The sequence below is a fragment of the Agrobacterium pusense genome (genome assembly GCF_900102105.1).
Classification (GTDB): domain Bacteria; phylum Pseudomonadota; class Alphaproteobacteria; order Rhizobiales; family Rhizobiaceae; genus Agrobacterium; species Agrobacterium pusense.
Genome location: NZ_FNBB01000002.1, coordinates 58083 through 79840, shown reverse-complemented (window position 1 = coordinate 79840; position 21758 = coordinate 58083). Strand labels below are relative to the sequence as shown.

18 protein-coding genes are annotated in these 21758 nt (G+C 59.1%); 7 read left to right on the top strand and 11 right to left on the bottom strand.

Features of this window, described 5'->3' with window-relative positions:
- Positions 1–28: 28 nt before the first annotated feature.
- A complete protein-coding gene (locus BLU28_RS04980) occupies positions 29–550 on the bottom strand; it encodes a TIGR00645 family protein (protein WP_077987372.1) in 522 nt (173 codons plus the stop codon).
- Between the two features lie 353 nt (positions 551–903).
- Here BLU28_RS04980 and BLU28_RS04975 point away from each other — a divergent pair, with 353 nt between their 5' ends.
- Positions 904–3150, top strand: a complete 2247-nt coding sequence (locus BLU28_RS04975) for a TonB-dependent hemoglobin/transferrin/lactoferrin family receptor (protein WP_077987371.1) — start codon at positions 904–906, stop codon at positions 3148–3150.
- Between the two features lie 56 nt (positions 3151–3206).
- Here the strand turns inward: BLU28_RS04975 and BLU28_RS04970 are convergent, their stop codons facing one another.
- Positions 3207–4145, bottom strand: a complete 939-nt coding sequence (locus BLU28_RS04970) for an extensin-like domain-containing protein (RefSeq protein ID WP_060942401.1) — start codon at positions 4143–4145, stop codon at positions 3207–3209.
- 282 nt (positions 4146–4427) lie between these two features.
- Between BLU28_RS04970 and BLU28_RS04965 the strand changes: the two genes are divergently transcribed.
- Both BLU28_RS04965 and BLU28_RS04960 read left to right on the top strand, forming a co-directional pair.
- Positions 4428–6617 (top strand): anthranilate synthase, encoded by a 2190-nt coding sequence (locus BLU28_RS04965; protein ID WP_035211094.1) that lies wholly within the window; start codon positions 4428–4430, stop codon positions 6615–6617.
- The gene (locus tag BLU28_RS04960; RefSeq protein WP_035211096.1) at positions 6617–7126 is read left to right on the top strand and encodes a GNAT family N-acetyltransferase; all 510 of its coding nucleotides are present in this window, start codon (positions 6617–6619) and stop codon (positions 7124–7126) included. The genes BLU28_RS04965 and BLU28_RS04960 overlap by 1 nt, the downstream gene beginning before the upstream one ends.
- Here the strand turns inward: BLU28_RS04960 and BLU28_RS04955 are convergent.
- A complete protein-coding gene (locus tag BLU28_RS04955) occupies positions 7123–8067 on the bottom strand; it encodes an HD-GYP domain-containing protein (RefSeq protein ID WP_035211098.1) in 945 nt (314 codons plus the stop codon). The genes BLU28_RS04960 and BLU28_RS04955 overlap by 4 nt on opposite strands.
- Before the next feature lie 276 nt (positions 8068–8343).
- On the opposite strand from BLU28_RS04955, the gene ade reads away from it, so the two are divergent.
- On the top strand, positions 8344–10038 hold the full coding sequence (gene ade / locus BLU28_RS04950; protein WP_077987370.1) for an adenine deaminase: 1695 nt from the start codon (positions 8344–8346) through the stop codon (positions 10036–10038).
- A 67-nt stretch (positions 10039–10105) separates the two neighbouring features.
- Here ade and BLU28_RS04945 read toward each other — a convergent pair whose 3' ends face one another.
- The 3 genes from BLU28_RS04945 to bglA all read right to left on the bottom strand — a co-directional run bounded on the left by BLU28_RS04945 (position 10106) and on the right by bglA (position 13039).
- Positions 10106–10792 carry a hypothetical protein gene (locus BLU28_RS04945; protein ID WP_234794373.1) on the bottom strand — a complete coding sequence of 229 codons (687 nt, stop codon included), beginning with the start codon at positions 10790–10792 and terminating at the stop codon, positions 10106–10108.
- A 130-nt stretch (positions 10793–10922) separates the two neighbouring features.
- On the bottom strand, positions 10923–11378 hold the full coding sequence (gene aac(6') / locus BLU28_RS04940; RefSeq protein ID WP_077987368.1) for an aminoglycoside 6'-N-acetyltransferase: 456 nt from the start codon (positions 11376–11378) through the stop codon (positions 10923–10925).
- On the bottom strand, positions 11375–13039 hold the full coding sequence (gene bglA / locus BLU28_RS04935; RefSeq protein WP_077987367.1) for a beta-galactosidase BglA: 1665 nt from the start codon (positions 13037–13039) through the stop codon (positions 11375–11377). The genes aac(6') and bglA overlap by 4 nt, the downstream gene beginning before the upstream one ends.
- A 155-nt stretch (positions 13040–13194) precedes the next feature.
- Here bglA and BLU28_RS04930 point away from each other — a divergent pair, with 155 nt between their 5' ends.
- Together BLU28_RS04930 and BLU28_RS04925 are read left to right on the top strand one after the other, a co-directional pair.
- Positions 13195–14115, top strand: a complete 921-nt coding sequence (locus BLU28_RS04930; RefSeq protein WP_168247039.1) for a sugar kinase — start codon at positions 13195–13197, stop codon at positions 14113–14115.
- A 138-nt stretch (positions 14116–14253) separates the two neighbouring features.
- Entirely contained in the window at positions 14254–15303 is a 1050-nt protein-coding gene (locus BLU28_RS04925) for a bifunctional monoglucosyl/glucuronosyl diacylglycerol synthase (protein ID WP_004443066.1), read from the top strand.
- Positions 15304–15473: 170 nt separating this feature from the next.
- Here BLU28_RS04925 and BLU28_RS04920 read toward each other — a convergent pair whose 3' ends face one another.
- The 4 genes from BLU28_RS04920 to BLU28_RS04905 form a co-directional block, all read right to left on the bottom strand.
- Complete coding sequence (locus tag BLU28_RS04920) at positions 15474–16082, bottom strand: DUF2026 family protein (RefSeq protein ID WP_077987365.1); 609 nt, start codon at positions 16080–16082, stop codon at positions 15474–15476.
- A 196-nt stretch (positions 16083–16278) separates the two neighbouring features.
- On the bottom strand, positions 16279–17709 hold the full coding sequence (gene der / locus BLU28_RS04915; protein WP_004443070.1) for a ribosome biogenesis GTPase Der: 1431 nt from the start codon (positions 17707–17709) through the stop codon (positions 16279–16281).
- Between the two features lie 132 nt (positions 17710–17841).
- A complete protein-coding gene (locus tag BLU28_RS04910; protein ID WP_004443073.1) occupies positions 17842–18513 on the bottom strand; it encodes a tetratricopeptide repeat protein in 672 nt (223 codons plus the stop codon).
- 156 nt (positions 18514–18669) lie between these two features.
- Entirely contained in the window at positions 18670–19254 is a 585-nt protein-coding gene (locus BLU28_RS04905) for an NnrU family protein (protein ID WP_035211111.1), read from the bottom strand.
- A 149-nt stretch (positions 19255–19403) separates the two neighbouring features.
- Between BLU28_RS04905 and BLU28_RS04900 the strand changes: the two genes are divergently transcribed.
- Positions 19404–20387, top strand: coding sequence for a polysaccharide deacetylase family protein (locus tag BLU28_RS04900; RefSeq protein WP_035211113.1), 984 nt, complete (start codon positions 19404–19406; stop codon positions 20385–20387).
- A gap of 48 nt (positions 20388–20435) precedes the next feature.
- Here the strand turns inward: BLU28_RS04900 and bacA are convergent, their stop codons facing one another.
- Positions 20436–21710 carry a bacteroid development protein BacA gene (gene bacA / locus BLU28_RS04895; protein ID WP_006699415.1) on the bottom strand — a complete coding sequence of 425 codons (1275 nt, stop codon included), beginning with the start codon at positions 21708–21710 and terminating at the stop codon, positions 20436–20438.
- Between the last annotated feature and the right edge of the window lie 48 nt (positions 21711–21758).

The following is a 21758-nucleotide window of genomic DNA, read 5'->3' as shown; positions in this document are numbered from 1 at the left end:
CGACCTTCATATCGTCTGGATTACCCTGCTAAAGCACCAGCTTTTCGGCCTTGTCCTTCGGCTTGGCCATCAGTTTCTCCAGGAAACCAAGCATGACCGCCGAGGCGACAAAAGCCAGATGGATGATCGTGAACCACATCAGCTTGCTGTCCGAGTACTGATTGGCATTGAGAAAGATTTGCAGCAGGTGAATGGACGAAATGGCCACGATTGACGACGCGACCTTGATTTTCAGGCTTCCGGCATCAAGCTTGCCCAGAAACGAAACCTCCGCATCGGCATCGTCGAAACGGCTGACAAAGTTCTCGTAACCGGAAATCATCACCATGACGATCAGGCTGGCGACGAGTGCCGCATCGATCAGGCCCAGCATGGCAAGGATCATGTCGGCTTCGTCGTAGGTAAAAACGTTCTTCGCAACTTTCAGAAACTTGAGCGCGAAAGAAAAGGCGTAGACAGCCAGTGCCGCGACGAGGCCGAGATAAAAAACGACCAGCAGCCAGCGGCTGGAGAGAATGATCCGCTCGACGAGCAGTTCAAGAGACTTCATTTCCGTATCCGATTATTAAACTGTTATTTTCGGGTATGCTTTCTTCCGCCATGTAAACTGGCGGCGAAGATCGTAGCAAGCATCAATGTCGGCACTTTGACCGCATCGTGGCGTTTTCGCCCTGACCCATCTTTTTTGGCCGCGGCCCGCAAACGTAATATTTTTGCAACATAGCGCCCCGCTTTAAAACATGATGCAAAAAGTCATATATAATATGTTGACAGTTATCGTCATGTTTTTTAGTCCTCGCTTATCGGCTCGCCCGTAACCAATCACAACATATCCAGCCGCGCCTGAGCGCGGCGCGTTTTTGCGCGCCGTGGCTCCTGTGCGCGCATATTCGGGGGTAATCAATGTCCATCTCACGCACGCATTCCGCGCTGCTTCTCTGCACCGCCATGTCTCTTCTGCCCCTGACCGGCCACGCACAGGCACAGGCACAGGATGCCGCTTCCGGTACCAATGGCACCACCACGCTCGAAAAAATCGTCGTCAAGGGCAAGCGCGTCAAAAGCGCCAATGCCGTCGCCGATACGCCGCTGGCGAGCCAGACGACTGCGGAAGACATCCGCAAGAAGGACATCGGCAGCATCAAGGACCTCGGCAACAGCACGGAACCGGGTGTCGATTACGTCGACGCCAAGCCCGGCCGGCCCGGCGGCCTGTTCATTCGCGGCCTCGGCGGCGCACGCGTCGTCACTTTGATCGACAATATTCCCGTTCCTTACTTCAACAATTTCGCCCGTCAGGGTCAGGCAACCACCACCCTCAGCGACACAAGCTCAAGCTTCGATTTTTCCTCGCTCTCGACGGTCGATGTGGTGCGCGGCGCCGATTCCAGCCGTATCGGCTCCGGTGCCCTTGGCGGCGCTCTGGTACTGCGCACGCTCGAACCGGAGGACCTGATCGGTGAAGGCAGGGACTGGGGCGGTGTCGCCAAGACCACCTATGACAGCGAGGACAGAAGCGTGGGCGGATCGCTCGCCGTCGCCAGGAAGATCGAGAACACCTCGGTCCTGTTCCAGGGCTCCTACAAACGCGGCAATGAAACGGACAACAAGGGTACGGCCGACATCTACGGCACGCGCCGCACCAAGCCCAACCCCGCCGACACCTATGAAAGCAACCTGATGTTCAAGATCCGCCAGGATCTGGAAGGTGGCCACCGCATAGGACTTACTGCCGAACGGTATTCGCTGAGAGACCGCAGCGACATGAAAACCCTTCAGGGTGTCAGCGTATCGGGCTCGACCTATCGCATCGGCGATTACCGCGGTTACGAGGACACTGAGCGCGACCGCGTCTCGCTTGATTATGAATACGAGGCGCCCTCGACTGACAGCGTGATCGATGCCGCCAATCTGTCGCTCTACTGGACGCGCCTCTCCAAGGAATCCGGCGCCGGCGACCGGCTGACCAATAATTCCCTCTATATTCGCGAAGACAGCATGCGCAACAGCGCCTTCGGTATCGTCGGCGGCCTGGAATCCGGGTTCGAGCTTGGCGGCGTGCAGCACACCGTCCGTTTCGGCGGCAACGCCATGACCACCGATTTCAGCCAGGAGCTTTTCGCCAATACGGCCGGTTCGACCTCATCGTCGCAATCGGACATGCCTGACGTGAGCGGCAAGAGCCTCGGCCTTTATCTCGATGACGAAATCGCCTTCGGCAACGGCTTCCGACTGACCCCCGGCCTGCGCTTCGATTCCTACGATTACGATCCCGATGGCTCCGTTTCCAGCAACAGCGGCTACCGAACATTCGGCCTGCCGAGCGGCAATAGCGGCTCGCGCTTCTCGCCGAAGCTTCTTGCCACCTATGATGTCACGCCCGAACTACAGCTTTTCGCACAATGGTCGATGGCCTATCGTGCCCCGACGATCAACGAACTGTATCTGAACTTCTCCAACGTCAGCTCCGGTTACGCTGTTGTCGGCAACTCCGCCCTCAATCCCGAGACCAGCAACGGTTTCGAGATCGGTGCGAACTACGCCTCCGGCGACCTGACGGGAAGCCTGACGCTGTTCCACAACAAGTACAAGAACTTCATCGAACAATATACGACCTCGACAACGCTCTTCCCCGGCTTCGGCGGCAGGGGCAACGGATCGCTCTTTACCTATCGCAACCGCAACAACGTCGAAATCTCCGGTGTGGAGGCCAAGGTCCGCAAGGATCTGGCAAACGGCTTCTTCGCCCACGCTTCGCTCGCCTACGCCTATGGCAAGGACACCGACACCAACGAGTTCATCCGCACGGTGGCACCGTTCAAGTCCGTCCTCGGCGTGGGTTATGCGCAGGATGTCTGGGGCACGGAACTGACGGGCGTTTTCTCCGCCGGCATGCGTGACGACAGGGTGGCCAACACTTTCGACGCCCCCGGTTACGGCGTCTTCAACCTGACCGGTTGGTGGGAACCCGAGCAGACCAAAGGCCTGCGCATCCAGGCCGGCATCTACAACCTGTTCGACAGGAAATACTGGAATGCCGTCGGCGTCCGCGACGTGAACCCGAATTCGGTCAGCACGGTCAATCAGCCGGTCGATTTCTACACGGAAGCAGGCCGCACCTTCAAAATCTCCCTGACCCAGAAGTTCTAAATCCGGGGCGGAAGCATCAACTCCAGTCGGGCGGCCTTTCGGGTCGCCCCTTTTTGTCAGCGGCAATAGAGATAGCCGCCTTTTCGCTCCAGCACGTCGAGATGCAGGTGATCCTGATGGGTAGCATCGCTGCCGGGCGAAAGGACCGTGCGGAAAAACAGGCAAGCGGCAGCGGTAATCGTGCGCTGGAAAGCGCCTTCCGGCGTCCCGTCCTCACCGCGCGGCTTCATCACCAGCGGCTCGCCCTTATCGAAGGAAATGGTGGAAATATCCACGGCATTGCCCTTGGCATGTTCGGAAATCTTGCCGTTTTCCGCGCTGTTGCGGTTTCGGCAAATATAGGTCGAGGCATTGGCGATGGCCGTCACCTTTTTCTCCGGCAAAGCCAGAGCGGCCGCCGGCACCATCATCTCCTTGGTCCAGCGTGAAAGGGCAAGCGCGGTTTCGCAGCGCATGGTCCCCGATGGCTCCAGCTTGATGCCTGGGAGAACCACGGAAAGCTCGACAGGCGCGTCGATGCCGCACCCCTGTTCCGTATCGCGGATCGGCTCAAGCTGCTTGAACTCTGCACCAATCCCCTTCAACGAGGCAAGGCATGCCTGGAGTGCGGCCGGGTCCTCCGGCTTCACCGGCTCCGGTGGCTTCTCGTCAGGTTTCGCCGTTTCGACAGTCGGTTTCTTCTGCTCCACGCCATCCTTGTCCTCGCCTTCCTTCTTGGCGTCATCGGAACCGTTGTCTGCGGGTGTCTTTTCACCATCGGATTGCTGGTTTCCGGAAGCATCGGGTTTCGCGACCGGCTTCTCCTCGGGCTGCGGCTTGGGAACGGGTTTGGGTGCTTCCGCCGGCCTTTGCGGCGTCTCGTCGGATGGCTTTTCCGAGGGGGTGGAGGACTGCCCCTCACCCGGTTTCGGCTGCGGCACCGGCACCTGCGCCGGCGGTTCAGAGGCAGAAATCAGTGCGAGGGTGGTTACCAGAAGACACAGGCGATGAAGCATTTTACGGGGCACTCCTGACCGTTTCGGCAGGGGTGCAACGCCGCGGCGGCCCGTAAGGTTCATTCCCCTGCCGAAATCCGCTTGCCAAGGCGGATCGTGCACGCTAACAATTTTCGCATGAACATCGTGTCTAAGAACATTGCTAACTGGTGGTGGAGCAGCTTTACGCGGCCTTGACCAGTCATGTCTTCAGACAAAGTCCAAGCCGCCCGAATTTTCAGGCGGCTTTTTTGTTATCTTGCCGCCTGTCATCGGGCCTGAACAACGGGAAGTGCGAAAGAAATGGTAACGATCATTCAGGATGACGGAGCGGAAACCTACGAGACGAAAGGCGACATCAAGGTCAGCCGAAAGCGCCGGCCTGCCGACTATGCCAACGCCATCGACAATTATGTCGAAAAGCTCGATTCCCATCGCGGCGCAGTTTTCTCGTCCAACTATGAATATCCCGGCCGCTACACGCGCTGGGACACGGCCATCATCGACCCACCGCTCGGAATTTCCTGTTTTGGCCGCAAGATGTGGATTGAGGCCTATAATGGCCGCGGCGAAGTACTGCTTTCCTTCATCACCGAAAAGCTGAAGGCGACGCCCGATCTCACGCTCGGCGCTTCCACCACGCGTCGTCTTGATCTTACCGTCAACGAACCGGACCGCGTCTTCACCGAAGAAGAACGCTCAAAAATCCCGACCGTCTTCACTGCGCTGCGCGCCATAGTCGACCTCTTCTATTCGAACGCGGATTCGGCAATCGGCCTGTTCGGCGCCTTCGGTTACGACCTCGCTTTCCAGTTCGATGCCATCAAGCTGTCGCTGGCACGCCCGGAAGACCAGCGCGACATGGTGTTGTTCCTGCCCGATGAAATCCTGGTCGTTGATCACTATTCCGCCAAGGCCTGGATCGACCGTTACGATTTCGAAAAGGGCGGCGTGACGACGGACGGCAAGTCCTCGGACATAGCACCCGATCCCTTCAAGACAACCGATACGATCCCGCCCAAGGGCGATCATCGTCCCGGCGAATATTCCGAACTTGTCGTGAAGGCCAAGGAAAGCTTCCGCCGCGGCGATCTGTTCGAGGTCGTCCCCGGCCAGAAATTCATGGAACGCTGCGAAAGCAACCCGTCGGCGATTTCGCGCCGCCTGAAGGCGATCAACCCGTCCCCCTACTCCTTCTTCATCAATCTCGGCCATCAGGAATATCTGGTCGGCGCTTCGCCGGAAATGTTCGTGCGCGTCTCCGGCCGCCGCATCGAGACCTGCCCGATCTCAGGCACCATCAAGCGCGGTGACGATCCGATTGCCGACAGCGAGCAGATCCTGAAGCTGCTCAACTCGAAGAAGGATGAGTCCGAACTGACCATGTGTTCGGATGTGGACCGCAACGACAAGAGCCGCGTCTGCGAACCGGGTTCGGTCAAGGTCATTGGCCGCCGCCAGATCGAGATGTATTCGCGCCTCATCCACACGGTGGACCACATTGAAGGCCGCCTTCGGGACGATATGGACGCCTTTGACGGCTTCCTCAGCCACGCCTGGGCCGTGACCGTCACCGGCGCACCGAAGCTCTGGGCCATGCGCTTCATCGAAGGCCATGAAAAGAGCCCGCGCGCCTGGTATGGCGGCGCCATCGGCATGGTCGGCTTCAACGGCGACATGAACACCGGACTTACGTTGCGCACCATCCGGATCAAGGACGGCATTGCCGAGGTGCGTGCGGGTGCGACCCTGCTCAACGATTCCAATCCGCAGGAAGAAGAAGCCGAAACCGAACTCAAGGCGTCCGCCATGATATCAGCCATTCGCGACGCGAAAGCCACCAACGCCGCTTCCACCAAGCGCGATGCGGCTAAGGTCGGTACCGGTGTGAAGATCCTGCTTGTCGATCACGAAGACAGCTTTGTCCACACGCTGGCGAATTATTTCCGCCAGACCGGTGCGACCGTCTCCACCGTCAGATCGCCGGTCGCAGCCGACGTATTCGATCGCTTCCAGCCCGATCTCGTCGTGCTTTCCCCCGGACCGGGCAGCCCGACGGACTTCGACTGCAAGGCGACGATCAAGGCGGCCCGCGCCCGCGAATTGCCGGTCTTCGGCGTCTGCCTCGGCCTTCAGGCTCTGGCGGAAGCCTATGGCGGCGAGCTTCGCCAGCTTGCGGTGCCGATGCATGGCAAACCCTCGCGCATCCGCGTGCTGGAACCGGGCCTCGTCTTCTCCGGTCTCGGCAAGGAAGTGACCGTTGGCCGTTACCACTCGATCTTTGCCGACCCCTCCACCCTGCCGCGTGATTTCATCATCACGGCCGAAAGCGAGGACGGCACGATCATGGGCATCGAACATGCCAAGGAACCCGTGGCTGCCGTTCAGTTCCACCCGGAATCGATCATGACGCTTGGCCAGGACGCCGGCATGCGCATGATCGAGAACGTGGTGGTGCATCTGACCCGCAAGGCGAAGACGAAAGCCGCGTGATGGCTGCCGCCGGCACCACCAACATCGAGCCGATACGGGTGGAGCACGTTGAGAGCTTTCATCGTGCCCTTGATGCGGTATCGCGCGAGCGGAAATATCTGAGCTTCCTGGAGGCGCCGCCGCTCGATGCGGTGCGCGCCTTCGTTCTCGACATGATCGAAAACAACCATCCGCAATTCGTTGCAGTTGCGGATGGCGAAGTGGCGGGCTGGTGCGACATTCGGCGCCAGGACAGAGCAACCCGCGCCCATTGCGGCACACTCGGCATTGGTATCCTACCAGCCTACCGTGACAAGGGACTTGGCGCGCAGCTGATGCGGCGAGCGCTCGATTCCGCCCGTCAAGGCGGGCTGCATCGTGTCGAGCTGAGCGTGCATGCGGACAACGCCAGAGCCATAGCGCTGTACGAAAAAATCGGCTTTGTGCATGAGGGCCGGGCCCGCGATGCCGTTCTGATCGACGGGCGCTATATCGACAGCCTGAACATGGCGATCATCCTCGGCAACTAACCCCTCGGCAGCGCAGCGGAAATACAAAGCGCGAATTTCTTCAGCAGCTGCAGGTCGAAGTGTCCCTCCCGACGCAGCATCCAGGTCAGCGCGTCATTCGCCGTCCATGGCTTCTTGTAGGGTCTGACCGAAGTCACGGCGTCGTAAACGTCGCAGATGGCCGCGATACGCGCGTAAAGGCTGATCTCGCTGCCGGCACGCCCGCTGGGATAACCGCCGCCGTCAATTCGCTCATGATGATTGAAGCAGACATCAAGCACCATCTCAGGCATCTGCTCGTTTCGCGACAATATTTCCCGCCCGAATGCCGGGTGGAGATTGATGATTTTGCGTTCGTCGGTGCTCAACCCATCCGCCTTGTTGAGAATGGACGAGGGGATTTCCACCTTGCCAATATCATGCAGCAGGCCACTGACGCCGAGCAGATCGACCGTTCCGCGGTCGAGCCCCAGATAATTACCGAAGAGGATCATCAGCCCGCTGACGGAAACCGAGTGCACGAAAGTCGTTTCATCTTTCGATTTCAGGCGGGTGACCCCGATGAAGATCGCCGGGTTCGACTGCACGGCATCGGAAATCTTGCCCGCCGCCGCCGCCATGCCCTTCAGCGACACAAGGCCGCCGGCTTCTGCGGAAGCAAAGGTCTCGGAAATAGTGCCTGCGGCTGATCGGACCGCATGGGTTACGGCGGCAATGGTTTCCGGGCAATTATCCGGCGCCAGCGAAACCGCAGCCGAACGCCTGCCGCCTTCGGTATCGTATCCCCTGGCCGTGTTGATGATGATGCTTTCAGCGCCGCTTGATTTCAGTTGCCGCATCAATTCCTCCTGCCGCAAAAGAAAGCGGTGCCGCTTTAAAAATCCCTGATTCGAAAGCGTTCCTTCGACCGCTTCGATAAACATGCCAAGTGTCAGTTGCTGGGTGGAAATTCGTTTGAGCATCAGACGCTTTTATTTTCCTTCCCGGGAATATAACCTAAAACTGCAATTCGTAAAAATGCCGGCGCACAACCGAATGAAATATAAAGGTGAAGTCAAGCCTTCCCAATCCCGCCTAAACTTGAACCTTGAAGATTAGATACCACAAATATGAAAATTTTTTACTCTCGATATATTTAAAACTCAAAGAATCAATTCGAATAGATCCAGAAACAACCCTCGAATGTAAATGATGAAGATTCTCGCATACGACGTAAATCAGGAGCCGAAGAAAGCCGCATGAATTCCAGACTTGAAAAGCGCATCGACCAGGGTACGGGCCGTGAACCGGCAGACATGGTTCTCAAGAACGGCCGCTTCTTCGATCTCGTCACCGGAGAACTCGTTGCCTCGGATATCGCCATTTGTGGCGATACGATCGTGGGAACCGGTGAAAGCTATGAGGGTTACCGGGAAATCGATATTTCCGGCAAAATCGTCGTCCCCGGTTTCATCGATACGCATCTCCATATCGAATCGTCGCTGGTGACACCGCATGAGTTCGATCGCTGCGTTTTGCCGTATGGCGTCACCACCGCCATTTGCGATCCTCATGAAATTGCCAATGTGCTCGGGGTGGAGGGGCTTCAGTTCTTCCTCGACAGCGCCATGGAAACCATCATGGACATCCGCGTGCAGCTTTCCTCCTGCGTGCCCGCCACTCACCTGGAAACCGCTGGCGCCGACCTGCCGATTGAAAAGCTGCTGCCGTTCCGGAACCACCCGAAGGTCATCGGCCTTGCTGAATTCATGAATTTCCCCGGTGTCATCCACAAGGACCCGGTGTGCATGGCGAAGCTGGAGGCTTTTCAGGGCCAGCATATCGACGGGCACGCACCGCTTCTTTCCGGAACAGCGCTGAACGGTTATCTCGCTGCCGGCATCCGCACCGAGCATGAATGCACGAGTGCAACGGAAGCGCTGGAGAAAATCCGCAAGGGCATGCACATTCTGGTGCGCGAAGGCTCGGTCTCGAAAGACCTGCATGCCCTGATGCCCATCATAACCGAGCGGCTGTCGCCCTATCTGGCGCTCTGCACCGATGACCGCAACCCGCTCGACATCGCCGAACAGGGCCATCTCGACTACATGATCCGCACCGCGATCGCCAGCGGCGTGGAACCGCTCGCCATCTATCGCGCCGCCTCTATTTCCGCCGCCAAAGCCTTTGGCCTGCGCGATCGCGGCCTGGTCGCGCCGGGCTGGCGCGCCGATCTCGTGGTGATCGACAGTCTGCAAAGCTGCAAAGCCAGCATGGTTCTTTCCGGCGGCCGGATCGTCAACGATGCGCTCTTTACCACGCGCAAACCGGTCGCACCGGTCGGTCTCGACAGCGTCAAGGCAAGACCCGTGCTCGCCTCGCATTTTGGCGTGCCGGTCACGGAAGGCGAAAGCCCTGTCATGGGCGTGCTTCCAGGCAAAATCATTACCGAGCACCGTCGCTACAGACTGCCGACGGACGGCAACCAGACCACCGTCGATCTCGAAAACGATATCATCAAGGTCGCCGTCATCGAACGCCACGGCAAGAACGGCAACCATGCCAATGGTTTCGTTCAAGGTTTCGGCCTGAAAAAGGGCGCCATCGCCTCCACCGTCGGCCATGACAGCCATAATATCTGCGTTGTCGGGGTGAGCGAAGACGACATGGCGCTGGCCGCTAACCGGCTGGGCGAAATCAAGGGCGGTTTTGTCGTGGTGGAAGACGGCAGGGTGACAGGCGAAATCGCTTTGCCCGTCGCCGGGCTGATGAGCCTTGAACCCTACGAGACCGTTCGCGATACGCTGCACACCCTGAGAAAAGCGGCCTATGCGCTGGGCACCACGCTGGAAGAACCCTTCCTTCAGGTCGCCTTCCTGCCCCTGCCCGTCATCCCCCATCTCAAGATTTCCGACATGGGCATGGTGGATGTGGACCGGTTTGCGCTGATCTGATGGTGGCTTGGCGACTAGCGGCAGCGAAGAACGCTTCGCCTCCGTTTTTGAGGCCGCTGGCGCGGCCTCATGCCTTCGTCTCCGCAGGCCAGGTGACATAATAATATTTGCCCGCGACCCTGCCGAAATAGGCATTTTTTCCCGTCGCCTTTTCGACGTAACTCCCGTTTCCGTCCTTGGAAAGCGCACCGTCTTCGCTGCGCTTCAGTTGAGTATTGAGGAAGTCGACCCAGTTGGTCTTGGCGGTATCGGTAGCTGTGGTCGGCGTTGCTTTTTTCTGGTTGGGATCCCACGCATTGATCGTTTTACCCTGAGTGGGATTGGTAACCTGCAGGGCCCCGCGCTCGAGAGCGCCTACCATTGCCCGGGCGCGCAGATATTGCGCCGGATCGTCGCCAGCCAACGAGAGCTTCGCTTTCAGATTCCGCATGAAAGCGGGCGACGCGATATAGTCGGACGAAGAGGTTTTTGCCGCTGGCGTCGATGAGGATGTGCGGGCCGCCGATTTCCCGGCAGGAAATACATCGCGGATGGACGGAAGGGCAGCCTTGGCTTTGCCGCCTGAGGACCTAGTATTACCGCTGTTGGGTCGATTGAAATTCTTGATTGAAACGGACATGACAATTCCTGCTTCACTAACGAGTGGTGATGGAAATATGCAGGACTCGATGTTTGACGCCGAAAGCTTGCCCAAGACTTGCAGTACAGCCGAAATAAATGCGAAACCATTATTTATGCGGAGGAAAAACGACAATATAAACATTCTAAATTATGAATATACTTAAATAGCTTCGTTACGACGTTAAGACAAAGCCATGACGTCACATGCGGCGGTGGCAACCCGCCCCGCAGCCAGAGACTCTTCGCGGATCAGCACAGGCAGCTTATCGCTTCGGGATCAGCGACCTGCGAAAATAAACGACGCGCTCCGTTTCCTCAAATCCGAGAGCCGCATGCATGCGATGGGAGCTGAGATTGGCGATATCGGCATCGGAGGCAAGTTCGCTGACGCCTTGGTCGATGGCCCATCGGGTCACCTGCTCCACCAGAAGGGCGGCGACGCCCTGCCTGCGAAACGCCTCCTCCACGTAGATTCCCTCAAGAAACGCCACGGGTGACGTATCGCAGCCGTTGACGTAATCCCGCCGCAGGCTGACCTCGGCAAAACCAATGGCCGATCCGGCAAGATCGTGAACGATAAATCCAGCCCCGGTTTCGCAAACGTCCTGCAACTCAGCCCGATGGTCTTCAGGCGCCGTATCGGGCCAGAGACGGTGTCGCAGAAGGCACCAGTCATCCGGATAGTCGCCAGCATTTCGGACGTCGAAAGTCCCGCTCATTCAATGCTCCCGCAAAACACGTCCAGCCCCTCAAGCTTGACGATGCCGCCATCAAACAGCGGCTCGAAACCCGGCATCGGCAGGATTGTCGTCACGTTCATGCCCTTGGGGATGGGAAACTCCACCGGCTTGCGCGTCAGGTTGAAAACGAAAAGCAGCGTATGCTCGCCCTTGTGACGCGTGAAGGCCAGCACGTCGAGATTTGTTTTCAGGAACGTCATGTCCCCGTCACGCAGCGCGCCATGGCTTTTCCGGAACGACAGAACCGCCCGGTAATGGTTCAGTATCGAGTCCGGCCTTCGTTCCTGCGCATCCGCGGCGTGCATGGCATGCGCATAGGGCACCGGCAGCCACGGTTTTTCAGCGGTCGAAAAGCCGGAATTCTGCTTGCCTGTTTCCCACACCATCGGCGTGCGGCATCCATCGCGCCCCTTGAAGGCTGGCCAGAAGCGGATGCCATAGGGGTCACGCAAATCAGCGAAAGCCAGCTCAGCCTCCGTCAAGCCAAGTTCCTCGCCCTGATAGAGGCAAATGGACCCGCGCAGGCTGGCGAGAACGCAGATGGCAAGCTTGGCAACCCGCGTCTGTTCTTCGGCGCCTTCCGAAAACCGGCTGAGATGGCGCACCACGTCATGGTTGGAAAAGGCCCAGCAGACCCACCCGTCCGTCACCACCTTGCCGAAAGTCTCGACCGACCCGCGGATGTGTTTGGCGGTGAAATCCGGCCCCAGAAGGTCGAAGGTGTAGCACATGTTGAGCTTGTCGTTGCCGGATGTGTAAGCAGCAACGGTCTTCAACGACCGCGCGCCGTCACCCACTTCACCCACGGTGGCGCGGCCCTCATACTCATCGAGCAGTGCGCGGAAGCGCTTCAGGAATCCGATATTTTCCGGCCGGGTCTTGTCATAGAGATGGTCCTGCATGCCGTAGGGATTGACGTCGGAAGCGTCGAGCCCGAAGCTTTCCTCGTCGAACAGCGGCGGGTTGTCACGCAGGAGCTTGTCGTGGAAATAGTGATTGACGGTATCGAGCCGGAAACCGTCCACGCCGCGATCCAGCCAGAAGCGTACCGTTTCCAGCAGCGCATCCTGAACCTCGGGATTGTGGAAGTTCAGGTCCGGTTGCGACGTCAGGAAGCTGTGCATGTAATATTGCTTGCGCACACCATCCCACTCCCAGGCCGGCCCGCCAAAAACTGAAAGCCAGTTCGTCGGTGCCGTGCCGTCCGGTTTGGGATTGGCCCACACATACCAGTCGGCCTTGCTGTTCGTCCGGCTCGCCCGGCTGTCCACGAACCATGGATGCTGGTCCGACGTGTGCGAGATGACCTGGTCGATGATGACCTTCAAGCCGAGACGATGCGCCTCGGCCATCAGCGCATCGAAATCAGTGAGCGTGCCGAACAGCGGATCGACATTGCGATAATCCGAGACGTCATAGCCCATATCCGCCATGGGCGAGGTGAAGAAGGGCGAAAGCCAGATTGCGTCGACACCGAGCGAGGCGATGTATGGCAAGCGCTTGGTCACGCCGGCGAGATCACCATAGCCGTCGCCCGTCGTGTCCTGAAACGAACGCGGATAGACCTGATAGATCACCGCTCCCTTCCACCAGTCCGATTGCGCTTGGGGTTTGTGGACCGGGGCATGGGATAACGTCATCGGCAATCTCCTGATCGTGTCTGACGGAGAGAATATAAAGCAGCCGCCTCCGCGTAAACCTTAACTTCGCACCTGCACAAACGGCCAAAACCACCTTGTCAGCAGCGCGCACTCGTCGTAAGCCGCATGGCTGGAATAAACGGGAGGATAACGGCGTGGGCGGACGATTTCTGTCGATTGGCGAATGTATGGTGGAACTGTCGCAGGCCGGCAACGGGCTGCTGCGTAAGGGTTTTGCCGGCGACACCTTCAATACCGCCTGGTATGCGCGCGCCTGCCTGCCGGAGGACTGGTCCGTCGATTATTTCACCGCACTCGGCGACGATCCGCTTTCGGAAGACATGCTGGCATTCATTGGGGAAGCCGGCATCGGCACGGAAAAAATCCGCCGCATCAAGGGCGGCACGCCCGGCCTTTACCTGATCAACCTGAAAGACGGCGAACGCACCTTCAGCTACTGGCGCAATGCCGCGGCGGCAAGACAGCTCGCTGCGGACGCGGACCACCTGCGCAAAACGGTCGAAAACGCCGACGTCGTCTATTTCTCCGGCATTACGCTCGCCATCCTCGCCTCCGCCCATGATGTCGATACATTCCTTGCGGAACTGCGCCGCGCCAGGGCGGCCGGTAAGCTCGTGGTCTTCGATCCCAACATCCGCCCGCGCCTCTGGGCGGACAAGGACATCATGCTGGAGACGATCTCCAATGGCGCCCGCGCCGCGACGCTTGTCATGCCGAGCTTCGACGACGAGGCGAGCCATTTCGGCGATACCTCCGTGGAAGCGACCATTGCCCGTTACCGTTCGCTCGGTGTTGAAAACATCGTTGTGAAGGACGGCGCCAAAGGCGCAACACTCGATTTTGGCGGCAGCCACAGCCATGCCCCGGCGATGAAGGCCGTTGAGGTGGTGGACACGACGAGCGCCGGCGACAGTTTCAACGGCGCCTTCCTTGCCCGCTACGTGACCGGTAACTCACCGGAGGAAGCGGCCACCTTTGCGGCAAGGGCCGCCGCAACCGTGATTGGCCACCACGGCGCGCTGATCAGCCCCGAATTGCTCCCTCTCGTCGGATAGCCGCCACGCCCGGCCAGCAAACAAGGTTTTGCAGCCGTCACAGACCCTGACATGATCCTGTAACAAGCGCGCCGCATATACGGGCGGAAGCCGGGCAATGGGGATTCGCCCGTGCGCAGATGAGCAGGATCGGTGTTCATGACGAGAATCACGATTGTCACAGATGCCTGGCACCCGCAGGTCAACGGCGTGGTTCGCTCGATCGAAAACACCAATACCGAACTCGCGCGGCTCGGCGTCGACGTGCGCATGGTGACGCCGCAGAGTTTTTACAGCATTCCCTGCCCCACCTATCCGGAAATCCGCCTTTCGGTTGCCGGCTATCGCCGCGTGGCGGCGGAGATCGAAAAAAGCCAGCCCTCCTTCGTGCATATTGCCACAGAAGGGCCGCTGGGTTTCATGGCGCGGCGCTGGTGCGTAAAGAACCGCATGCGTTTTTCAACCAGCTATCACACCCGCTTCCCCGAATATGTGGCGGCGCGCTTTCCCGTGCCGGAAAGCTGGCTTTATGCCTTCGTGCGCTGGTTCCACAATGGCGGCAATACCTGCATGGTGGCGACGCCAAGCCTTGAGACAGAACTGGAGGCGCGCGGCGTGCGCAACCTCAAGCGCTGGAGCCGCGGCATCGACGCCGAGCTTTTCCATCCCCGCCCGAAGGCAAAGCTGCCCTTCGACCTGCCAAGACCGATTTTCATGACCGTGGGACGTGTAGCGGTGGAGAAGAACCTGCCGGAATTCCTCGATCTCGACCTGCCGGGATCTAAGGTCGTCATCGGCGACGGCCCCGCCCGCCATGAATTGCAGGAAAAATACCCTGACGTCCTTTTCACCGGCGTCAAGACCGGCGAGGATCTTGCCGACGCCTATGCGCAGGCCGATGTCTTCGTTTTCCCGTCCAAGACAGACACCTTCGGCAACACCATTCTGGAAGCTCTGGCAAGCGGCGTGCCCGTGGCCGCCTTCCCCGTTACCGGACCAATCGACATCCTTGGCGGCAACCCGGCGGCCGGAGCGCTGGACGACAATCTTCGCGATGCCTGTCTTGCCGCCCTTCATTGTTCGCCCCAGGCGGCGCTGGCGCTCTCCAGGAGCTACAGCTGGGAAAAGGCATCCAGGCAATTCCTCGACAATGTCATTCATGCCGCTGGCAAATCGCTGCCGCTGCTCTCCCGCTCCCAACTTGCATGAGTCGATCCCCGAGATTTTCTTCAGGGATAGTGGACGAAACCGATCGGGAATGTCACAAGGCGATCAGGACGCGACTGCCGTTATCTTTAGAACGGGGTCGGGCTGCTGATTGACGTCAGGCGGCTGCCGCGAGATTACGCTGGCCGTCCTTTAGTCCGATAAACCGGTGCCTACCAGGCACCGACCAGAGATTCGCCCGTCAGCGGCACGGCCCGTTCCTTTCCGTCTCGGTCCTTGACCGAAAGAGATGCGGCCATCTGCTTGGGTGACTTGCGGAACCAGTTGGCGGCGACGCTTGCCATATCTCCGATCGCCGCCTGTTTGTGCCATTCGGCAAAGCGCCTGGCTGTTGCTTCAGGCTCCGAACGATAGAAGAAATCGCCGGATTGGCCGAGATCGTTGATGGATGCCGCCATGGCGGAGAGTGGCCGCTGGAACATTTTTGCCGGCACCGACAGCCCCCGGGCGCTATCGGCAAAAGCCGGCGCCATGAAATCGATCGCCCAGCCATCGGCCTCGATCCAGCAGTGGAAATTCTCGCCCGCACCTGTCACGTAACCATCGTCGCGATGATCCGCGAACAGGAGCACCTTTCCGCCAAGATTGTAGGCCGCAAGCCCGCCCTTCGGCACCGCTTTCACCTTGTAGTGCTGCTGCAGGATGAAGGCGCCGAAAGTGCTGAAATACATCGAGGCCGAAGCGGGATCGGCATTCTGGGCGAGGAGCAGGCTGTTGATGACGCGGTAGATCCGCTGATAGTCGGTCTGCTTGATCAGCATGATTTTTACTCTTCAAAACAAGGCGTTGGATGAGCGTCCGCCGCTTGTTTCTTCTCCCCGAGGGGGAGAAGTCCGCGGCAGCGGGATGAGGGGGCTAGGCCAGCGATATACGGAGAGCTTGCCCCCTCATCTGACCCTTCGGGCCATCTTCTCCCCGGCAGGGAGAAGAAAATTGCCGCGACGTCTCACGCCGAAATCAACGTCTCTTCTTCGCCTTGCTCTCAAACGGATTGTCCGACCCGCGATAATGCACGCGGATCGGCACGCCCGGCATGTCGAAATCCTTGCGCAGGCCATTGACGAGATAACGCGTATAGCTCTCCGGAATGGCTTCCGGCCGCGTGCAGGAAATCATGAAGGCGGGCGGGCGGGCCTTGACCTGCGTCATATATTTCAGCTTCAGGCGGCGGCCGGAGACGGCCGGCGGCGGGTGCTGCGTGGTCTGCGCGTCGAGCCAGCGGTTAAGCCTTGCGGTGGAGATGCGGCGGTTCCAGACCTTGTCGGTATCGATGATATTCTGCATCAGCCGGTCGAGGCCATACCCCGTCTGTCCGGAAATCGGCACGGCGCGAATGCCGCGCGCCTGCGGCAGCAGACGCTCGGTCTTTTCACGCAGATCGGCCAGATAGGCCTGCGGGTCTTCGACGAGATCCCATTTGTTGAAGGCGAGCACGGCGGCGCGGCCTTCGCGGATGACGAGATCGACCAGCTGCAAATCCTGCTTTTCGAACGGAATGGTGCTGTCGAACACGATGACGACGGTTTCGGCGAAGCGGATGGAGCGCAGCGAATCCGCAACAGAGAGCTTTTCCAGCTTCTCCGTCACCTTGGCCTTGCGGCGCATGCCGGCCGTATCGAACATCTTGATGGTGCGGCCGCGCCAGTCCCATTCGACGGAAATACTGTCGCGGGTGATACCGGCTTCGGGGCCGGTCAAAAGGCGATCTTCGCCGAGGAAACGGTTGATCAGCGTCGACTTGCCCGCATTCGGCCGGCCGATGATGGCGACGCGCAGCGGCTTGGTCTCGTCATAGACGGGCTCTTCGTCTTCCTCGTCCTCGCTGCCGGGCTCGCTGCGTGGCAGAACGATATCCGTTTCCGCCTCGTCCACCTCCGGCGGGAAGGCGACGTCTTCGCCGATCGCCTCGACAATGGCGTCGCGCAGGTCGATCATTCCCTGGCCGTGTTCGGCCGAGATCGGGCAAGGATCGCCAAGACCGAGCGTGAAGGCATCGTAGAAACCGGCGTCGGAACCGCGCGCTTCGGATTTATTGGCCACCAGCACCACCGGCTTGCCGCGACGTCGCAGCATTTCCGCCAGCGTCTCGTCGGCCGGCGTCAGGCCTGCCTTTGCATCCACTACGAAGAGTGTCACGTCGGCATCGTCGATCGCCGCTTCCGTCTGGGCCCACATGCGGCCCTGAAGCGTTTCCGGCCCGGATTGCTCCAGACCGGCGGTATCGATGATGGTGAAACGCAGGTCGACGAGCTTTGCCTCGCCAGGCCGGCGGTCGCGGGTCACGCCGGGCGTATCATCCACCAGCGCCAGCTTCTTTCCGACGAGACGGTTGAAAAGCGTGGACTTGCCGACATTGGGGCGCCCGACTATGGCGACGGTGAAGCTCATTGATCCTGGTTCCTTAAAGCACGTCTGCCCAAAACGTTACCTGTTTTGGGCAAAGGACTTGCGTAAAATAATGCGTTGGATCGCTTTGGCAATGCGAAGATTGTCGGCGCGATCTCGGGCGGTGCAGCGGCGTTAGGCAGCCTTGCCCGAAGCGGTGATGTTATCGAGCATGATCTGCGCGCGATTGGTGACGTTACGCGGCGCCTGCGTGTCGCCGACGATCTGCTCGAACCATTGCTTGGCCTTGGCGAAATCGCCAGCCTTATAGGCGGCAAGACCGAGCGCCTCGCGGGCGGAAGCGCGCATGGTCTGGCCGTCAGTGCTGAGCGGTTCGGCAAGCGCAGCCACCTGATCATAGGTGCCATTATCGACCAGCAGCCAGGCGGCGCGAACCTTGGCGGCATCACGGAAGACCTGCGGCGCGGAATTATCGTTGCCAATCGCGGTGAAGGCGGCGATCGCACCGGCCGCATCGCCCTTCTGTGACAGCAGCGTTGCCGAACGAAACTTCGCCAGAACGGGATAGTTGCCGTGACCGGAGGTTTCGAGATCGGCGAAGGCCTTCAGCGCCTCATCCGTCTTGTTTTCGGAAGCGAGCGTCAGGGCCGCCAGGAACTGATCGCCGGAATTGGAGGCACGGCTGGTGTTCCAGTATTCGTAGATGCCGGCACCGGCGGCACCGAGAACAACGAGGACGGCGGCACCCACGACCACGATACCGTAACGGCCCCAGAAACGCGACAGCTGCTCGGAGCGGATCTGCTCGTTCACTTCGCGGATAAAGGTATCATTCTCGTTTGCCATCAAATTCTCCGTTACCCGCGCGGAGATCGTGTCCCGATCCATCCGTCCGCGGACATACCAAGCCGCTTACCCGGATCGGCAAAAGTAAGGCCAACCGGGTCATGGTCGGCCTTCTAGCCTATTTTGCCTGATATGTAAGGGGGAAACGTCGATTTCCTACATGGCGATGGGCTGAACGCCGATCAACCATTCGTGCAGTTTCAGGATGAAAGCCCCCCACAGAACAATGCCGCCGACGACCGCCACCAGATCGTAGCGGCTTGAAACGAAGTCCCGGACCACTTTTTCACCTGCCCGCTCCCGGCGCTTCAGCGAAATCCGCATCACCACGCCCCAGGCAAGGAACGACACGAAAAGCAGGATCGAAGACGTTTCGCCATTGGCGAGAAGATGCGCGAGCGCCCAGATTTTGACGGCCAGAATGAGCGGATGTTTGGTCTTCGTTGCGATATGGCCAGCCGGGATCAGGCTGGCCACGAGGCAGATCATCGCCAGCAACATCAGGGTAATGGCGATGTGGCTCATCCAGACCGGCGGATACCATAGCATGCCCGTCTCCTGCCGCGCTTCGCCGAAAGCGTAAATGACAAGGCCGAGCGTGATGAGGCTGACGACGGAATAAACGCCCTTGAATGGCCCTTCACCCATCGTCGCGATCATGCGCGCGCGAAACTGCGGTGCGATCACCCTCAGGAGATGGGTGAGCAAAAACAAGGCAAGACAGAGTGCGAGAAAAAGCATGGAACACGGCCCCCGGAGTGGAACGAAGCGGCTCAATCACCGCAGTCAAGAACAGGAATTAGGCTGAAAGTCATGAAAACGCCAGACTATTCAAAGCTTCGCCTTATTCCACCCGCAAAAGGCCACGGTGTTCATATGACGGAAGACTGATGTTTCGCCCCTTTGCCGCCTTTTCCCTGTCGCTTCTCGCCGCCCTTCCCGCTTTTGCGCAGGAGGTGCAGAAGCCGAAGCAGCTTGTCATCGTTTCCTTCGACGGTGCGGGCGACAATACCCTGTGGGAAAGAAGCCGGACGACGGCGACAGAAGTCGGGGCGCATTTCACCTATTTTCTCGCCTGTACGCTGGTGATGGATCGCAAGACCAGCGCAAAGACCTATCAGGGACCGGGCCAGAAGGCCGGCCGCTCCAATGTCGGCTTCGGCCAGTCGCCGGACGAGGTGGAGGCAAGGCTTAGAAACATCTGGGCCGCCTATCGCGAAGGCCACGAGATCGCCAACCACACCTGCGGCCATTTCGACGGCGGGCAATGGACCGCCGACCAGTGGGACGGCGAATTCACCACCTTCACCAGCACGCTGGAAAACGCCTGGCAGATGATCGGCAAGAAGGGCGAGGAGCCCGAAGGCTGGCGCGACATGGTCAAAAAGATCAATGGTTTCCGTGCACCCTATCTGTCGCAGGGTCCGGCGCTGACCGCCGCGCAGAAAAAGCACGGCTTCGTTTACGACGCCACCAGCATCACCAAGGGACCGGAATGGCCAGTGGAGCGGGAAGGTATCCAGCATTTCGGCCTGCCGCTGATACCCGAAGGCCCGGGCAACCGCCCGATCATTGCCATGGATTACAACCTCTTCATCCGCCACTCCGTCGGAGTCGAAACGCCCGATCGCTCGAGCGAGTTCGAAGAGCGCGCCTACACTGCCTTCCGCAACGCTTTCGACAGGCAGTACAATGGCGAACGCATTCCCCTGCAGATGGGCTTTCACTTCGTGAAAATGAATGGCGGCGCCTACTGGAACGCCTATGAAAGGCTGCTGCGCGAGGTTTGCCACAAGACCGATGTCGCCTGTGTGAGCTATGCTGAATCCATGCCGATGATCGAGGCGCGCAAGAAGGCGAAGACCGAGGGCTGAAACCTCTTCATGAAAAAAAAGGCGGCCGATTGGCCGCCTTTTTGTTTGTCAGGGTCGATCAGCATCCAGCTCGCCGCCTCTTGCTTCCCGAAGCAGGTAGCGCTGGTCGATTTCAGGCAGTTCCTGCCCTTCGATGGCCGCTTCGAAAGCTTTAAGACGTTTGTAGATCGACAGGAGTTCAACAATGGTCGTCCATGAGTTGACGAGGTACTGGAACGAGCCACGGACCTGTTCAAAGACGTTTAGTACCTGGTTCATCAGCCCGAGCGTTACCTTGCCGGCAACGATCGACGGGATGAGTACCAGTGTGCCGAAGATGTTGTCCGCCTGCAGATAAAAGATGCGGGCGACGTTGAAGTAGAGATAGTGGAAATAGAGGCGGAAATAATTCTTCCGGACATTCGCGAACAACTCGCTGATGGTCAGGGGATCCGCGCGATCTTCATGGTCTTCACCATAGACAAGTTCTTTTCGATACGCCGCTTCGACGCGCTGATTGCGGAACTCGAGGCCGGGCAGTTTGATACCCACGAGCGCCAGGAAAACGGTTCCGAACACTGACCAAACGATCGCAGCCCATACCAGCGCATGCGGCACGGTCCCGAAAAACGGCAGGTCCGTGATGGTTTCCGAGAAAGTGAACAGGACAGGTAGAAATGCAATCAGAGTCATGATCGCGCGCACGAAGCCCACGCCCAGCCCCTCGACCGTGGAGGAAAAGCGCATCGTATCTTCCTGCACACGCTGCGAGGCACCTTCGATATGCCGCAGACGATCCCAGTTCGACATGTAGAATTCGTTCATCGCCGTGCGCCACCGGAAAATGTAGTGGCTGACGAAAAACAGATTTAGAACGCCAACGAAGATCGCGACGAAGGCAATGCCTGCGAAACCAAGCGACCCCATATATAGCTGCTCAGCCGTAACAGGCGCCGTTCGCGCCAGAGCCTGCTGGATGAGGTCGTAGAACGGCCCGTACCAGGCATTCACCGCAACACTCACCTGCACCGAAAAATACGTTGCGAAAATAATAAGCGCCGAACCGAGAACTGACCAGTTTTGCCAGCGATGGGGCCGATACCAGAACCAGAATGCGGAAAAGATCAGCGCGGCAACGGCATAATAGATGTAGAACCACAGGAACGGCGTGGACCAGAAAACCGAAACGCCGATGACAGGCTCCTGTCCGGCAGGCAAAGGCGGCAGGCCAATGGCGGCGCCCCAATTGCGGCCGCCGGCATACCAAACGCCGATCATGGCCATCGCCCAGACGAAGGCAGACGTGAAGAACAATTTCGGTTTGGGAAAGAAGGAATGAAACACGTTTCGAACTCACGCGCGTTTGAAATCAGCCATTATTGGCGAAGCACT

Coding starts and splice junctions, on each gene's coding strand:
- BLU28_RS04955 (WP_035211098.1), bottom strand. CDS start 8,067: ATGCTCAAACGAATTTCCACCCAGCAACTGACACTTGGCATGTTTATC.
- BLU28_RS04960 (WP_035211096.1), top strand. CDS start 6,617: ATGGCTGCCGCCGGCACCACCAACATCGAGCCGATACGGGTGGAGCAC.
- BLU28_RS04900 (WP_035211113.1), top strand. CDS start 19,404: ATGTTTCGCCCCTTTGCCGCCTTTTCCCTGTCGCTTCTCGCCGCCCTT.
- BLU28_RS04970 (WP_060942401.1), bottom strand. CDS start 4,145: ATGCTTCATCGCCTGTGTCTTCTGGTAACCACCCTCGCACTGATTTCT.
- BLU28_RS04910 (WP_004443073.1), bottom strand. CDS start 18,513: ATGGCAAACGAGAATGATACCTTTATCCGCGAAGTGAACGAGCAGATC.
- ade (WP_077987370.1), top strand. CDS start 8,344: ATGAATTCCAGACTTGAAAAGCGCATCGACCAGGGTACGGGCCGTGAA.
- BLU28_RS04980 (WP_077987372.1), bottom strand. CDS start 550: ATGAAGTCTCTTGAACTGCTCGTCGAGCGGATCATTCTCTCCAGCCGC.
- BLU28_RS04920 (WP_077987365.1), bottom strand. CDS start 16,082: ATGCTGATCAAGCAGACCGACTATCAGCGGATCTACCGCGTCATCAAC.
- BLU28_RS04925 (WP_004443066.1), top strand. CDS start 14,254: ATGACGAGAATCACGATTGTCACAGATGCCTGGCACCCGCAGGTCAAC.
- der (WP_004443070.1), bottom strand. CDS start 17,709: ATGAGCTTCACCGTCGCCATAGTCGGGCGCCCCAATGTCGGCAAGTCC.
- BLU28_RS04965 (WP_035211094.1), top strand. CDS start 4,428: ATGGTAACGATCATTCAGGATGACGGAGCGGAAACCTACGAGACGAAA.
- BLU28_RS04905 (WP_035211111.1), bottom strand. CDS start 19,254: ATGCTTTTTCTCGCACTCTGTCTTGCCTTGTTTTTGCTCACCCATCTC.
- BLU28_RS04975 (WP_077987371.1), top strand. CDS start 904: ATGTCCATCTCACGCACGCATTCCGCGCTGCTTCTCTGCACCGCCATG.
- bglA (WP_077987367.1), bottom strand. CDS start 13,039: ATGACGTTATCCCATGCCCCGGTCCACAAACCCCAAGCGCAATCGGAC.